This is a genomic window from Pseudarthrobacter sp. SSS035 (genome assembly GCF_023273875.1).
Lineage (GTDB): Bacteria > Actinomycetota > Actinomycetes > Actinomycetales > Micrococcaceae > Arthrobacter.
On sequence record NZ_CP096882.1, the window covers coordinates 2309025 to 2322087 of the forward strand.

Annotated in this window: 16 protein-coding genes; 4 read left to right on the forward strand and 12 right to left on the reverse strand. The window is 66.1% G+C overall.

Going from position 1 to position 13063, the window contains the following annotated elements; all coding sequences use genetic code 11:
* Positions 1-106 precede the first annotated feature (106 nt).
* A complete protein-coding gene (locus tag MUN23_RS10635) occupies positions 107-886 on the forward strand; it encodes a VOC family protein (RefSeq protein ID WP_248763793.1) in 780 nt (259 codons plus the stop codon).
* Between the two features lie 55 nt (positions 887-941).
* Here the strand turns inward: MUN23_RS10635 and purM are convergent, their stop codons facing one another.
* From purM to MUN23_RS10670, 7 genes are all read right to left on the reverse strand, one after another.
* A complete protein-coding gene (gene purM / locus MUN23_RS10640; RefSeq protein WP_248763795.1) occupies positions 942-2111 on the reverse strand; it encodes a phosphoribosylformylglycinamidine cyclo-ligase in 1170 nt (389 codons plus the stop codon).
* Complete coding sequence (gene purF / locus MUN23_RS10645; RefSeq protein ID WP_248763796.1) at positions 2108-3787, reverse strand: amidophosphoribosyltransferase; 1680 nt, start codon at positions 3785-3787, stop codon at positions 2108-2110. The genes purM and purF overlap by 4 nt, the downstream gene beginning before the upstream one ends.
* 89 nt (positions 3788-3876) lie before the next feature.
* Positions 3877-4185 (reverse strand): hypothetical protein, encoded by a 309-nt coding sequence (locus tag MUN23_RS10650; RefSeq protein WP_248763797.1) that lies wholly within the window; start codon positions 4183-4185, stop codon positions 3877-3879.
* 99 nt (positions 4186-4284) lie between these two features.
* On the reverse strand, positions 4285-4710 hold the full coding sequence (locus MUN23_RS10655; RefSeq protein WP_248763798.1) for an ATP-binding protein: 426 nt from the start codon (positions 4708-4710) through the stop codon (positions 4285-4287).
* Positions 4703-5035 (reverse strand): STAS domain-containing protein, encoded by a 333-nt coding sequence (locus tag MUN23_RS10660; RefSeq protein ID WP_058930966.1) that lies wholly within the window; start codon positions 5033-5035, stop codon positions 4703-4705. The genes MUN23_RS10655 and MUN23_RS10660 overlap by 8 nt, the downstream gene beginning before the upstream one ends.
* Entirely contained in the window at positions 5025-6995 is a 1971-nt protein-coding gene (locus MUN23_RS10665) for a glycosyltransferase family 2 protein (protein ID WP_248763799.1), read from the reverse strand. Before MUN23_RS10665 ends, MUN23_RS10660 begins: the two co-directional genes overlap by 11 nt.
* The gene (locus MUN23_RS10670; RefSeq protein WP_248763800.1) at positions 6992-8104 is read right to left on the reverse strand and encodes a PP2C family protein-serine/threonine phosphatase; all 1113 of its coding nucleotides are present in this window, start codon (positions 8102-8104) and stop codon (positions 6992-6994) included. Before MUN23_RS10670 ends, MUN23_RS10665 begins: the two co-directional genes overlap by 4 nt.
* A gap of 235 nt (positions 8105-8339) precedes the next feature.
* Between MUN23_RS10670 and MUN23_RS10675 the strand changes: the two genes are divergently transcribed.
* Positions 8340-8633 carry a hypothetical protein gene (locus MUN23_RS10675; RefSeq protein ID WP_248763801.1) on the forward strand — a complete coding sequence of 98 codons (294 nt, stop codon included), beginning with the start codon at positions 8340-8342 and terminating at the stop codon, positions 8631-8633.
* A gap of 243 nt (positions 8634-8876) precedes the next feature.
* Here MUN23_RS10675 and MUN23_RS10680 read toward each other — a convergent pair whose 3' ends face one another.
* Both MUN23_RS10680 and bcp read right to left on the reverse strand, forming a co-directional pair.
* Complete coding sequence (locus tag MUN23_RS10680; protein ID WP_248763802.1) at positions 8877-9449, reverse strand: GNAT family N-acetyltransferase; 573 nt, start codon at positions 9447-9449, stop codon at positions 8877-8879.
* A 40-nt stretch (positions 9450-9489) separates the two neighbouring features.
* Positions 9490-9969 carry a thioredoxin-dependent thiol peroxidase gene (bcp, locus tag MUN23_RS10685; protein ID WP_248763803.1) on the reverse strand — a complete coding sequence of 160 codons (480 nt, stop codon included), beginning with the start codon at positions 9967-9969 and terminating at the stop codon, positions 9490-9492.
* Positions 9970-10286: 317 nt separating this feature from the next.
* On the opposite strand from bcp, the gene MUN23_RS10690 reads away from it, so the two are divergent.
* On the forward strand, positions 10287-10685 hold the full coding sequence (locus tag MUN23_RS10690; RefSeq protein WP_248763804.1) for a cupin domain-containing protein: 399 nt from the start codon (positions 10287-10289) through the stop codon (positions 10683-10685).
* Positions 10686-10731: 46 nt separating this feature from the next.
* Here the strand turns inward: MUN23_RS10690 and MUN23_RS10695 are convergent, their stop codons facing one another.
* Positions 10732-11313 carry an AAA family ATPase gene (locus MUN23_RS10695; protein ID WP_248763805.1) on the reverse strand — a complete coding sequence of 194 codons (582 nt, stop codon included), beginning with the start codon at positions 11311-11313 and terminating at the stop codon, positions 10732-10734.
* 136 nt (positions 11314-11449) lie between these two features.
* On the opposite strand from MUN23_RS10695, the gene MUN23_RS10700 reads away from it, so the two are divergent.
* Positions 11450-11836: a hypothetical protein gene (locus MUN23_RS10700; RefSeq protein ID WP_248763806.1), complete on the forward strand. Its 387-nt coding sequence runs from the start codon at positions 11450-11452 to the stop codon at positions 11834-11836.
* Positions 11837-11838: 2 nt separating this feature from the next.
* Here the strand turns inward: MUN23_RS10700 and MUN23_RS10705 are convergent, their stop codons facing one another.
* The gene (locus MUN23_RS10705) at positions 11839-12486 is read right to left on the reverse strand and encodes a LysE family translocator (RefSeq protein WP_248763807.1); all 648 of its coding nucleotides are present in this window, start codon (positions 12484-12486) and stop codon (positions 11839-11841) included.
* 65 nt (positions 12487-12551) lie between these two features.
* A complete protein-coding gene (locus MUN23_RS10710; RefSeq protein WP_248763808.1) occupies positions 12552-12890 on the reverse strand; it encodes a hypothetical protein in 339 nt (112 codons plus the stop codon).
* Positions 12891-13063: the final 173 nt, after the last annotated feature.

Here is a 13063-nt window from a genome sequence, read left to right on the forward strand (position 1 = left end):
CTCAGTTATCAGGCCCGTTGCCTGCGCCGAAACCCGGTGCCGGCGGCGGGCTTTTTGGTGTTGACTGGAGGCGTTGATGCGTGTGCCGCCCGCGAAAGGACCTCCCATGCCAGGAAACTCCTCATCCCCCAGCTACCGCCATGGTGAACCGTGCTGGGCTGACGTCCAGACCCGGGACGTGGAAGCAGCCAAGGCCTTCTACACGGCGGTGTTCGGGTGGACCTTCAAGGACCTCCCCACGCCCGATGGCCGCAGCTATGCCCAGGCGTTCGCGGGGGAGGACCTGGTGGCCGTGGTGGCGCCGCAGAACCCGCACCAGGAATCTCTCGGCACGCGCGCCCAATGGAACATCTACTTCGCGGCCGAGGACGCCGGTGCGCTGGCCGAGGAAGTTCCCCACGCCGGCGGCGCTGTGCAGTTCGGCCCCGAGAAAGTGGCGGACACCGGCGTGATGGTGTTTGTGGATCCTCCAGGCGGCGGGACCACCGGCGTGTGGCAGCCCGGGACCCACACAGGCTCCGGCCGGTACAACGAGGCCGGTGCGCTGTCCTGGACGGAACTGCTGACGCCCGAGCCGCGGGCCGCCGTCGGGTTCTTCCAGCAACTGTTCGGCCACGAGGTGACCGAGTATCCCCAGGACGACGGCGGGACGTACAGCACGCTGATGGTGAACGGCGCGGAGGTGGCCGGGATCGTCGCGGCCGAGGCGCCTGCCAGATGGCAGATCTACTTCGGCGTCACCGACGTGGCCGAGGCCGTGCGGAAGGCCGTGGCGGCGGGGGCGGAAGTGCTGATCGCGCCGGAGCCGGATGACGACGATACTCCGGGCGCCACGGCCACCCTCCGGGACCCGCAGGGCGGTGAGTTCAGCCTGCTGGAGGTTTAAACACGGATGCCCCCCAGCCGCCAGTTGGCGGTTGCGGGGCACCCGAGGACGCGCTTTAGGCGTAGGCGTTGACCAAACGGACGGCGCCGCCGTCCACACCCTTGGCGCCCTGGACGTAGTCCGGACCGGACTTGAAGATGGAATCCGAGTCCGCGGTGACGGTGCCCATGATCCAGGACGGGACGCCGCGGTCATTGAGTCGGGCCACGGCGGCGTCTGCGGCTTCGGCGGACACGATGGCCACCATGCCCACGCCGAGGTTCAGCGTGCGCTCAAGGTCGGCCAGCGGGACGTTGCCCAGCTCGGAGACCAGCTTGAAGATGGCCGGAAGCTCCCAGGTGGCGCGGTCCACGGTGGCCACGAGGCCCTGCGGCAGCACGCGGGCCAGGTTGGCGGCCAGGCCGCCGCCGGTGACGTGGCTGAAGCCGTGCACGGCTGCACCTCCGGCGGAGCCGCTGACCGGGAAGGCGCGGGCCAGGTCCAGGCAGTCTGCAGCGTAGACGCGGGTGGGCTCCAGTAGTTCCTCGCCCAGCGTGCGGCCGAGTTCGGAGACCTGGCGGTCCAGTGCCCAGCCGGCGTGGTTGATGACGCGGCGGACCAGGGAGTAGCCGTTGGAGTGCAGGCCGGAGGAGGCCATCCCGATCACAACGTCGCCGGCGCGGACGCGGTCCGGGCCCAGCAGGTCGGAAGCTTCAACAACGCCGGTGGCGGCACCGGCAACATCGTATTCGTGCTCGCCCAGCAGGCCGGGGTGCTCGGCGGTTTCGCCGCCCACCAGGGCGGTGCCGGCCACGGAGCAGGCCGCGGCGATGCCACGGACGATGTCCGCGATGCGCTCCGGGACAACCTTGCCGCAGGCGATGTAGTCAGTCATAAAGAGCGGCTCGGCGCCCACTACGACGATGTCGTCAACCACCATGCCCACCAGGTCAAAGCCGATGGTGTCGTGGATATCCATGGCCTGCGCGATGGCTACCTTGGTGCCCACGCCGTCGGTGGACGTGGCCAGCAGCGGGCGCTTGAAGGTCAGCAGGCGCGAGACGTCGTACAGGCCGGCGAAGCCGCCCACACCGCCGATGACGGAGGAATTGTGGGTGGCCTTCACGGCGCCCTTCATCAGTTCCACGGCGCGGTCGCCGGCTTCAACGTCAACACCCGCGGAGGCGTACGTGATGCCTGCGGGGATCAGTGGGCTGTTGCCGGCGGCGGGGGTTGCGGAAGTCATACGGACTCTTTCTTTTCAGCGCCGGGGGTGGTGGCTTCGTGGCGGATCGCGGGCACGTGGTCTTCTTCGGTGAGCAGGTTCTCGAACTCGGCGTCCGGTCCCGGATCGCAGCCGGTGGCGCCGGCCTTGTCCGCCGGGTCCTCCTCGGCGTCGATGGCCAGTGCCACCGTTGCGCCGGGGAGCGCAGAGGGCGACGGCGTGAGGCCGCCGAGGTCGGTGCGCTCCAGCAGGTTCTTGCCCAGTTTGTCCGCGCCCGGGAGCGTGATGGGGTACTGGCCGGTGAAGCAGGCGGTGCAGAGGCGCTCCCGCGGCTGCATGGTCGCGTTGATCATGCCGTCTTCGGAGATGTACGCCAGGGAATCGGCGCCGATGGCCTGGGAGATTTCCTCGATGGTGGCGCCGTTGGCGATCAGTTCCGCGCGGGAGGCGAAGTCGATGCCGTAGAAGCACGGCCACTTGACCGGCGGGGAGGAGATCTTGATGTGGACGGACGCGGCGCCGGCCTCGCGGAGCATCCGGACGATGGCGCGCTGGGTGTTGCCGCGGACGATCGAGTCATCCACCACCACGACGCGCTTGCCACGGATCACGGACTCGAGGGCGTTCAGCTTGAGCCGGATGCCCAGCTGGCGCAGGGTCTGCGAGGGCTGGATGAACGTGCGGCCCACGTAGGAGTTCTTGACGAAGCCGTGCGCGAAGGGAATGCCGGATTCCTCGGCGTAACCCACGGCCGCAGGGGTGCCGGACTCCGGGACCGGGATGACGATGTCCGCGTCCTGGGTGTTTTCGCGGGCCAGCTGGCGGCCCATCTCCACGCGGGACTCGTACACGGAGCGTCCCGCGATGGCGGCGTCCGGACGGGCAAGGTAAACGTATTCGAAAACGCAGCCGGCCGGCGTCGCCTCCGCGAAGCGCTTGGAACGAACGCCGTCCTCGTCGATGGCGATGAATTCGCCTGGCTCGATTTCACGGATGAAGCTGGCGCCGACGGTGGCCAGGGCTGACTGCTCGGAGGCAACCACCCAGCCGCGCTCCAGCCGGCCGAGGACCAGCGGGCGGATTCCGTAGGTGTCGCGAGCTGCGTAGAGGGTGCCTTCGTCCATGAAGACGAAACAGAAGCCGCCCTTGATCTTCGGCAGCAGCTCCATGGCGGTCTGTTCGAGGGTCTTGCCCTCCTCGCCTTCGAGCAATGCCGTGACCAGGGCGGTGTCCGAGGTGTTGCCCTGCTTCATTTCGCCGCTGAGCTGGCCGCCGTTGCGTTCCATGATCATGGCGTTGAGCTCGGCCGTGTTGGTCAGGTTGCCGTTGTGCGCCAGGGCAACCGTGCCGGTGCTGGTGGCGCCGAGGGTGGGCTGGGCGTTGGCCCAGTGGCTGGCTCCGGTGGTGGAGTAGCGGCAGTGTCCCACCGCCAGGTGCCCGGTCAGCGTGTTCAGCGTGGTCTCGTCGAAGACCTGGGATACGAGGCCCATGTCCTTGTAGACGTTGATCCGCTTGCCGTCACTGGTAGCTATACCAGCCGACTCCTGACCGCGGTGCTGCAATGCATACAGCCCGTAATAGGTTAGTTTTGCTACTTCTTCACCTGGTGCCCAGACCCCGAAAACGCCACAAGCGTCCTGAGGTCCCTTTTCGCCAGGGAGAAGATCATGAGAAAGTTTTCCATCGCCGCGTGCCACTGGTCGATTATCTCACGAGATGCGCTAAGACTTTTCCGCCGCCGGCTTTGTGACCGGGCCGGGGGCCGGCCGCAGGCGACGTGCAGCGGCTAAGCGCCGTCGTCGGGCTCTGAATCCGGAACCGCTTCCACGATGGCACGTTTCTGGCGCTTGACGCTTCGCCGGTCCAGCAGCAGGGCCACCACGGCGCCCAGCACCGCGCCGCCGGCGCCGAACATCACCAGGAAGAAGCCGAACACCGAGCCGCGCTCGAAGGATTCGTCACCGGGGAGACCGTATGCGACGGCGGCAGCCACCGCTGCGCCCACCAGGGCGCCGAGGATGAGGAACGGCACATATTTCGGTGCCCGGCGGACGGTGACCTCGCGGCGTTCAGCGGGGGTTTCTTCAAAAGCCATGCCCTCTAGCCTACTCATCATTGGCGTTGCTCTATCACGTACAGCTGCCACAGCAGCCGAATGGGAACCGTAGGTGATAGAGCATCCGGGGTGGGAGGGTCAGGGCTGTGACGTCCGGGACAGGATCCAGGTGTTGGTGCCGTCCTGCCGTTCGAAGGTCACGGTGGTGACGAGCGCCTCGATGAGCGCCAGGCCGCGGCCGGACTCGGAATCGTCGTCCGGAGTCCTCGGTTCCAGTGGGCCGAACGGGGGCTTGGCGAAGAACGCGCTGACCCGGGCCTGCAGGAGCGTGGGCTGGACGCTGATGTCCACTCCCAGCTCCACGGGTTTCTGCGCCTTGGCCGGCCGCGCGTGCTGGACGATGTTGGACGCGGACTCGATCACCGCCGTGGTGAAGGTCATCTGGTCCATGGCCTGGACGAACGGGGCGTCCTCCCAGAGTTTGTCCAGTTCGTTGTGGACGGAGTCGATGGACTCGGCAGAGGACAGTCCCCGGAACGTCCGCCGGGCCAGGACCTCAGTCATTGCTGAACGCCTCGTCGGCGGAGGCGTAGGCAGTCAACACCCGGTCCATGCTGGTCAGCTCAAGAACCATTTTGACCTGCGGCTGGACGGCGGCGATGCGCAGGTCCCCGCCGGCCTGACGGGCGGCCTTGAGGCACCCGATCAGCGCGCCGAGGCCGGAGGAATCCATAAACGCCGTGTTCTCCAGGTTCACCACGATCCGCGAGGAACCGCCGGCGATCACATCGGTGACGAATTCGCGCAGCTTAGGCGCGGACACCATGTTCAGCCGCCCGTCCGCCTTGACCTCCGCATACGAATCCTTGACTTCATAACTAAACTCCATCCCGTTTCCTCTCTCCAGCCTCGACGTCCTCAGCGGGTACGTACCCCTTGTACAAAACAGCGCGGACCAGGACGCTCATGATCACCAGGTCAAAAATAACCCAGGCCACGTTCACCAGCGTGCCAAGCGGCTCCGCCAGTCCCGCGGTCAGGCGGATAATCCCGACGACGGCGGCCACCGCCAGCAGCACGGTCACCACGATCTGGGGGCGGATGAGGCTCCAGCTGGGGCCGCCGCTCTGGCGGGACTTCGGGGTCACGGCGAACCCGAGGGGACGGCCGAACCAGACGTTCCGGGCCGCCGTCGAACAGGCCTTGATCCAGGTGGGGAACAGCGCGAGGCTGTACTGCTGGCCGCGCCAGGTGGGGATCCCGCGGCCGGCGACGACGAACAGCAGCTGGTTTGCAACCATGAACGGGATGAACCGGATGAAGAAGTCCCAGCTGAGGCTGGCCACGGGCAGGACGCCCAGCAGCAGGTAGATGATGGGGGCGGCGAAGTAGATGATCGCCGCGTAGCCGCTGAGGTAGGTCCACATGGTGGCGAAGTACATCAGCCGCTGGCCGATCTTCAGACCCTTCTGGGCCAGCGGGTTCTCGCGGAGCAGCACCTGGATGGTCCCCTGCGCCCAGCGGAGGCGCTGGGTGAGCATGGTCTTGAGGTCCTCGGGCGCCAGTCCATAGGCCAGGATCTCGTGGTGGTAGACGCTTTCCCAGCCCATGGCGTGCATGCGCATTGCTGTGGCCATGTCCTCCGTGACGGAGATGGTGGCCAGCGGCATGACCGGCTGGGCTTCGTCGTTGCGTTCAACGCTCAGGGCATCAAGGACGGCCTGCACGGATTCCAGCGCGCCGAGCGGCGACCAGTCACGGGCCGACATGCGCTGTACGGCGTCATCGGCCACCACGGGGACGCCGGCATCACCCACGTGGGCGATTTCCATGGCGGCGATCTCTTCGAGGTCGGCCTGCAGCGCGGACATGTCAGCCTGGACCAGCGTCTGCACGGCCGCGTCCACGCGGCGGCGGACCCGGTACGTGATCTCGCTCAATGGCTGTCCGGCCGCCAGCTGCTCCTGGGCTTCGCGCGTGGCGGCCTCCACCGCATCCAGCACTTCAGCTACGAGCGGGGTGTCCATGTCAGCGGATTTCCGCGCCTGGCGGATGGCGGACCGGGACGCCGTGAGGGCACGGCGGATGCTCTTTTCAGTCTCCTTGACGTAGCCCACCAGGCCCAGCTGCATCAGTGCTTCGCGGCGCAGGATGGCGTTGGAGCCGCAGAAGAACGCCGCGTTCCAGCCGTCCTTGCCCTGCTGGATGGGGCCGTAGAACAGGGGTGCCTGGCTGCCGAGTGGATCGTGGGCGGGCACGTTGCTGAAGTACTGCGGGGTCTGGACCAGGGCCACCCGGCGGTTGTTGAAATAGCCCAGGGTCTTTTCCAGGATGTCCGGTTCGGGGATCTGGTCCGCGTCCAGGATCAGCAGGAATTCGCCGTGCGTGACCATCAGGGCGTTGTTCAGGTTGCCGGCCTTGGCGTGGCGCGGCACGTTGGTGGTCCAGTCCCCGCTCCGCGTCACATAACCCAGCCCGTGCTGTTCGGCGAGGGCCTTCAGCTCGGGCCGGGCGCCGTCGTCGAGAATCCAGGTGCTGTGCGGGTGCCGGATCTTCTGGGCCGCCAGGGCAGTGGTCATCACCATGTCCAGGTCTTCGTTGTATGTGGTGATGAAGACGTCCACGGTGGCATCGTGGGGCGGCGCGGGGGCTCCCTTGCGGATCTTGAGCTGCCACACGGTCATCCCGAACAGCATCACGTCGATCAGGCTGTAGGTCTCAGCCAGCACCAGGGGCACGGCGATCCACCAGGCATCCCAGTTCAGCGACGACGCCCAGCGCCAGCCCACATAGTTCAGGCCGAAGATGACCGTCAGGACCACAACCAGGCGGGTCCAGAAGCGCGTCATGCCGGGGCTGGCTCAGGCAGGCGGCGGACCACCACGACGGTGACGTCATCCTCGGCGGTTTCGGCAGGGGCCAGTGCCATGATGGCGTCGCTGGCGGACTGCGCAGAAACCTGGCCATGGGCTGCGGCGAGCACCGCCTCGGTGAATTGCTCCACCGAGTCAAAAACGTCCAGCACGCCGTCGCTGGCCACCACCAGGGAGTCTCCCGGGGCCAGGCCGACGGCGGACTGCGGCCAGGCGGATCCGGCCCAGGCGCCCACGGGCGGACCGCCGCTGGGGAGACGGTGCGCCGACCCCTCGGCGGTGACATGCAGTGCCAGTCCGTGGCCGGCGTCGACATAGCTGACGACGCCGGAAGCGGCGTCCAGGCGGGCGTGGAAGAGGGTGACAAAAGAGTTGGAGGAATCCAGGTCCGCCGCGATGGTGGTGCTGGCGGAGGCGAAGGCGGCGTCCAGGTCCTGGCGCTGTCCCGTGGACCGCATGACGGCCCGGACAGTGGCCGCGATGAGGGCGGCGCCGATGCCCTTGCCCATGGCATCGGCGAACGTCAGGTGCAGACCCTCCGGCGTGCGGTACCAATCGTAGAAGTCACCGCCGACGCTGCGGGAGGGGCGAAAGACGCCGGCGACGTCGTACCCGTCCACCCGGACGTCCTCCTGGGGCAGCAGGCTCTGCTGGACCTCGGTGGCCCGCTCCAGCTCGCTCGCCACGGCTGTGTCCGCGGCGGACGGCTGCCGGCGGCGGAACAGGGCGTTGATCCTGGATTGGAGTTCGCGCGGGCTGAATGGCTTGCTGATGTAGTCATCGGCGCCGTTGTCCAGGCCCGTGAGCTTGTCCAGTTCGTCGGCACGGGCGGTGAGCATCACGATGAAGGCATCGGAGAATTCACGGAGGAGTTTGCAGACTTCCAGCCCGTCCACGTCCGGGAGGTTCAGGTCCAGGGTGATGAGATCCGGCTTGGCGCGGCGGACCTCCTCCACGCCTGGCAGACCGGCTTCAGCGTGGGTGACCTCGAAACCCTCCTTGGCCAGGATCCGGACAAGGAGGCCTCGGATGTCCGGATCGTCCTCAATCACAACGGCACGGCGCGGTTCGGGCATGGAAGGCATGCCTCTACTTCTACCGTATTAGTGCCGCTGAAGCATGTCATGGACCTGACATAGACGGTCGGAAGTCGTCGCAGTACCGGCATTCAGGGGCGGGCGGCCTTGTGCTGGCCTTGGTGTGGCCCGGACTTGCCGGAATACTTACCTGCCCTTGATGGGACCTTGAGGCTCCTTGGCCACACTCGAAGGACCAGTTTTGAACGGAATGTGCGGATTGCCGGAGGACGGTGCAGGACTTATGGAACCAACGGAATCCGTCAGACTGCCGGGCAGGCTGGGGCGCTCGTGGCGGCGGCTCTTGAAGCAGGGCCGCCGCCCGCGCAGCACCGTTCACTACCTGAGCCATTCCTGGAAGCTCCGCTCGCTGTCCCGCTCGCTGGCCCAGGCCCTGGGGGAGTCCTGGGAGGCTTCGAGCTGGCCGGGGGACCGGCTGGCCGTCGGCCTGGAGCTCTCGGAAAAAGTCGAACAGCTCACCCGCCTCCTCAACCGCGAAACCGAAGTTCACGGCCGTCTGGCGGCGCTCGCAAAGTAGCCGTTCCCTGCTGACCCTTTCCGTGCCACACTTGAGGACAATCAAGTGGCTGGGGGATACCAGGTCAGGAGATTGCCGTGCATTGGTACACCGGGTGGGCTTATCTTTTAGCTGGGCTTATGACCATGGACGCGGTGCTGCTGGCCTTGTGGTTCATAGATAACGACTGGCCGGGCAGCTGGCGGAAGAAACCCTGATTTAGCGCAGGCTGGGTCAGCTGGTCCCGCGTCAGTTCGCGCGGAATCAGCGCAGGTCCAGGCGCATCAGGACGCGCGGGAATCCGTTGAGCACCGAATCCGTATCAGCCGCCTTGACGAACCCGGCCTTCTCAAAGAGTTTGCGCGTGCCCACGTACGCCATGGTGAGGTCCACCTTGCTGCCGCCGTTGTCCACCGGGTACCCCTCAATGGCGGGCGCGCCGTATCCGCGGGCCAGCTCCACGGCACCTTTGAGCAGGTGATGGGAGATCCCTTTGCCGCGGTAACCGGGCCGGACCCGGATGCACCACACAGACCAAACATCGAGGTCGTCCACGTGCGGAATCCTGCGGTTGCGGGCAAAGCTGGTGTCGGCGCGCGGATGGACAGCTGCCCACCCGACTACTTCGTCGCTGTCGTACGCCAGAACCCCTGGCGGCGGATCCTGCGCCACCAGCTCCTTCACCAGGTCGCCGCGGGCCGTTCCGCGCAGCGCAAGGTTCTGCTTGGACGGGATGCGGTAGCTCAGGCACCAGCACACGTTGGCATCGGGCCGCTTGGGTCCAACCATCGTTTTGACGTCTTCGAACAGCGTTCCCGGACGGACTTCGATCGTCATGCCTGACTCCCGGTTGGTGGGCTACCCGTGCCCTGACAGACTAGACCCCCAGGGACTCCCGGAGGGCTGCCACGTGGCCCTGCGCCTTGACCTGGTACTGGGCCAGCGACACGTTGCCGTCGGGGTCCACCACCACGGTGGAGCGGACGAGGCCTTCGACGATCTCGCCGTCGACCAGCTTCTCGCCCCACGCGCCGTAGGCCAGGGCAACTGCGTGGTCCTCGTCGGAGAGCAGCGGGAAGGTCAGGTTGAAGTCGCCGGTGAAGTTAGCCAGCCTCTCCGGGGCGTCGGGGGAGATGCCCAGGACTTCATAGCCGGAGCCCTGCAGGGATGAGAGGCTGTCGCGGAAATCGCAGGCCTCGGTGGTGCACCCGGGGGTTGCCGCCTCCGGGTAGAAGTACACGATGACGTTCTTGCCGCGGTAGTTGGCCAGGGAGGTTTCCTTGCCCTCGGCGTCCTGAAGCGTGAACTCGGGGGCCTGGGTACCTGGCTGAAGTTTGATGGTCAGTTGGGGGCTCATGGCGTTCCTTCGGGAGACTCTGATGGCAAAAGACAGGAAACCAGTGAATCGGCTTTCCAGTTTAAACAACAACTCCGGCGTCATTTGAAGTATTCCGGCTGGTCCGGGGCCGGGACCTGTGCAGGGGGCCCTTTTCGGCCCCGTGAATGTCCGGCGGTCCATTGACTTGAGGCGCCGGATGGATACGGTTAGAGGTACGCACTTCTGGTCTCCGCAGTACGTGATCCGCACTACGTAGCCGCTAGCCGGCATCCACGCACAACCGCTTGGTCCCAGCCCTAAGCGTCCACCGCACATGATCCCAAGGCTGTTTCCCCATGACCGCAAATTTCATCAGAGCACTGGCCGTAAAATCCTTTGACATCCCGGACAAGAAACGGTGTCCGGACAAGGCCGAGTTCGATCTCGTCACCGTTGACGACTACTCGGTGGCCCGCCTCATCCTCGCTCCAGGCTGGCGCTGGTCCGAGTCCGCCAAGCCTACTGAACTGACAGACTTCTGCGAGCACAACCACCTCGGTTACTGTGTGTCCGGAAGCCTGGAGATTCAAACGTCCGACGGCGTGAGGTCCACCATCCGCGCCCATGACACCTATGCGTTGCCTCCCGGGCACGATGAGTGGGTGGTTGGCTCCGAGCCGTTCGTCGCCATCGAATTCCTGGGTACGGCGTCCTTCGGCCGGCCGCGGAGCAAGGGATCCCACGCGCTGATTTGAGCGCGCTGATTTGAGCCGGAGCTGGCCTGCCGGGGCCAGGGCGGGGCTATACAGCCACGGCAGGTTCCGCGCGGATGATCCGCTTGAGCCTGGCCACAACCTCGGCCGGCGGGCAGTCGGCGTCGAGCTGTACGAAACCCGCGTATTCCGGCATGGAGCGGTAGGCGTCGCGCAAGTCCACCAGGTCAGCCAGCGTCTCCGAATCGGTGCCGCGGGCCATGATGCGATCGTGTGCCAACGCAGGCTCAACGTCCAGGTGCACCACGGCGTCAGGCTCCGGCAGGGACGAAATCAGCCACGGGAGCAGGCGGCCACGCCGGAGACCTTTGGCCGCGCGCAGGGCCAGCTGGCAGTGAAGGTGCCGGTCCATCACCACCAATCCGTCGACACGGTTTGCTCGGGCATGGGACACCAGCACGTTGGCCACGCGGAGGGTGGTTTCCACGGCGTCGGCCAGGTGGCGGGGCCAGCGGATGGCCAGCCGTTCAGCCAGCACGGACATGCTCCGCCTGCCGGCATGGTTGCTGAGCAGCAGGGCGCTTTCGCCGTCAGCCTGGGCCGCATCTACCAAGGCGCGGGCGGCCGTGGATTTTCCCGAGCCGTCGATTCCGGTTAAGACAATAAGCACTTGGCCTCCTTTCGCCAATGGTTTAACGGAAGGGACCGTGTGATCGTCCCATCATGAGGTGGAGGTCACAATAAGCTTACGTCCGGACGGTGCCTGCAACAGGCCGGCTACCGCTCCCGCAGAAGGGGGATCTTCGATGCAGTTAGCCCAGCTAGCCGCGATTGCCGCGTGTGTACTCTTGGCCGCGCTCGCGGTTTTTCAGGCCGCCCTGATCGCGGGAGCACCACTGGGACGGTTCGCGTGGGGAGGCCAGCACAACGTCCTGCCCACCAAGCTGCGGATCGGCAGCGCCACCTCGATCATCCTTTACGTCCTCTTCGCCTATGTTGGGCTGGCCAAGGCTGGCATGGCGGCCCCGCTGGTGAACCAAGGTTTCACGGACGTCTTCTGTTGGGTGCTGACGGCCTATTTCGCGGTGGGCATCGTGCTGAACGGGATCTCCCGCAGCAAACCGGAGCGCCTGGTCATGACACCCACAGTGGTGATCCTGACAGCCCTCTACCTGGTCCTGTCCCTGAACTAGCGTCAGTGCTTTGGTTCGAGGGCGAGCCGCAGCCCGAAACCGACCAGGACGGTGCCGGTGATGCGGTCGATGATCCGGAGGCTGCGGGCGCTTTTCAGCCATTTGGAGGCAAAGCCTGCTCCGAAAATCAGGAAGGTCAGCCACGCAAGGCCCAGGACGCAGTGGACGCCGGCCAGCAAAATTCCCATCAGCAGCGGAGGTGTCCCCGGCGGGATGAACTGGGGAATCGTGGCGATGTAGAACACCCCCACCTTCGGATTAAGCAGATTAGTGCCTGTCCCGGTCAGCCAGCCCTGGAACAGTTGATGGCGGGCCGCCGCGGGCACTCCAACCTCGGGCGAGGCGGACGGCTGGTCCTTGGCCCGGCTCTTCCACAGCAGGGAAGCGCCAAGCCACACCATGTAGGCGGCGCCGGCGATGGTGAGTGCCCGGTAGGCCAGCTCAGATGCTGCCAGCAGCGCCGAGACGCCCACGGCAGCCGCGATTCCCCACACCATCAGTCCGGTGGAGATGCCCAGGGCCGTGGCGAAGGCGAAACCGCGGGTCCTGGCGAGGGACGAACGGAGCACCAGTGCCGTGTCGATGCCCGGAACCAGCGTCAGGAGTCCGGCCACAAAGCCGAACGAGAGCAGTGACTGATAGAGATCCACGAGCCAAGGATAAGCCAACGACGGCGGCCAACCGGCCGCCGTCGAACGTTAGCGCAGGAGGCGTCTTAGCTGCAGTGCTTCGTGAAGGCGGCGCCGGCTTCCTGGTACTTGGACTCCAGCTCGGCGAGCTTGGCCTCGTCCGGGGTTTCCTTGGCGGACTCGTCCGTGAACGCGATGATGGATCCGAGCGCAGGCTTGAGGTCATCCGATGCCACAACTTCGATGGGCCGGATCTGGTTGGCGAGACGCACCAGGCCGGTCTTGCCCACGTTGTTCGCGGGGTTCGCCAGGACGGCCTTGACGCGGTCGCAGGTTTCGGGGGTGGAAAGTTTGGTGGGCGCGGTGCACGCAGAAGCGGAAAGCACGAGGCCGGCAGCGATCAGGGCGGTGGCGAGTTTCTTCATGGGTCCCTCAGTAGTTGATTGAGGTTTCGATTGTAAGCAGAGACCGCGGCGCCTTGCCGCTCCGGGGGCTCAGGAGGGCGGAGTGTGACCCGGCAGAGAGGGGGCTTTGGACTCTGGCGGGGCGGTTCTCGGCGTGCATAGACTGGCAGGACAATCGTGCGGGCCTGCCGCAG

Excerpts from the sequence above, each read along its gene's own strand:
- MUN23_RS10635 (WP_248763793.1), top strand. The coding sequence starts at position 107 with ATGCCAGGAAACTCCTCATCCCCCAGCTACCGCCATGGTGAACCGTGC.
- purM (WP_248763795.1), bottom strand. The coding sequence starts at position 2,111 with ATGACTTCCGCAACCCCCGCCGCCGGCAACAGCCCACTGATCCCCGCA.
- MUN23_RS10650 (WP_248763797.1), bottom strand. The coding sequence starts at position 4,185 with ATGGCTTTTGAAGAAACCCCCGCTGAACGCCGCGAGGTCACCGTCCGC.
- MUN23_RS10655 (WP_248763798.1), bottom strand. The coding sequence starts at position 4,710 with ATGACTGAGGTCCTGGCCCGGCGGACGTTCCGGGGACTGTCCTCTGCC.
- MUN23_RS10660 (WP_058930966.1), bottom strand. The coding sequence starts at position 5,035 with ATGGAGTTTAGTTATGAAGTCAAGGATTCGTATGCGGAGGTCAAGGCG.
- MUN23_RS10665 (WP_248763799.1), bottom strand. The coding sequence starts at position 6,995 with ATGACGCGCTTCTGGACCCGCCTGGTTGTGGTCCTGACGGTCATCTTC.
- MUN23_RS10670 (WP_248763800.1), bottom strand. The coding sequence starts at position 8,104 with ATGCCTTCCATGCCCGAACCGCGCCGTGCCGTTGTGATTGAGGACGAT.
- MUN23_RS10675 (WP_248763801.1), top strand. The coding sequence starts at position 8,340 with ATGGAACCAACGGAATCCGTCAGACTGCCGGGCAGGCTGGGGCGCTCG.
- MUN23_RS10680 (WP_248763802.1), bottom strand. The coding sequence starts at position 9,449 with ATGACGATCGAAGTCCGTCCGGGAACGCTGTTCGAAGACGTCAAAACG.
- bcp (WP_248763803.1), bottom strand. The coding sequence starts at position 9,969 with ATGAGCCCCCAACTGACCATCAAACTTCAGCCAGGTACCCAGGCCCCC.
- MUN23_RS10690 (WP_248763804.1), top strand. The coding sequence starts at position 10,287 with ATGACCGCAAATTTCATCAGAGCACTGGCCGTAAAATCCTTTGACATC.
- MUN23_RS10700 (WP_248763806.1), top strand. The coding sequence starts at position 11,450 with ATGCAGTTAGCCCAGCTAGCCGCGATTGCCGCGTGTGTACTCTTGGCC.
- MUN23_RS10710 (WP_248763808.1), bottom strand. The coding sequence starts at position 12,890 with ATGAAGAAACTCGCCACCGCCCTGATCGCTGCCGGCCTCGTGCTTTCC.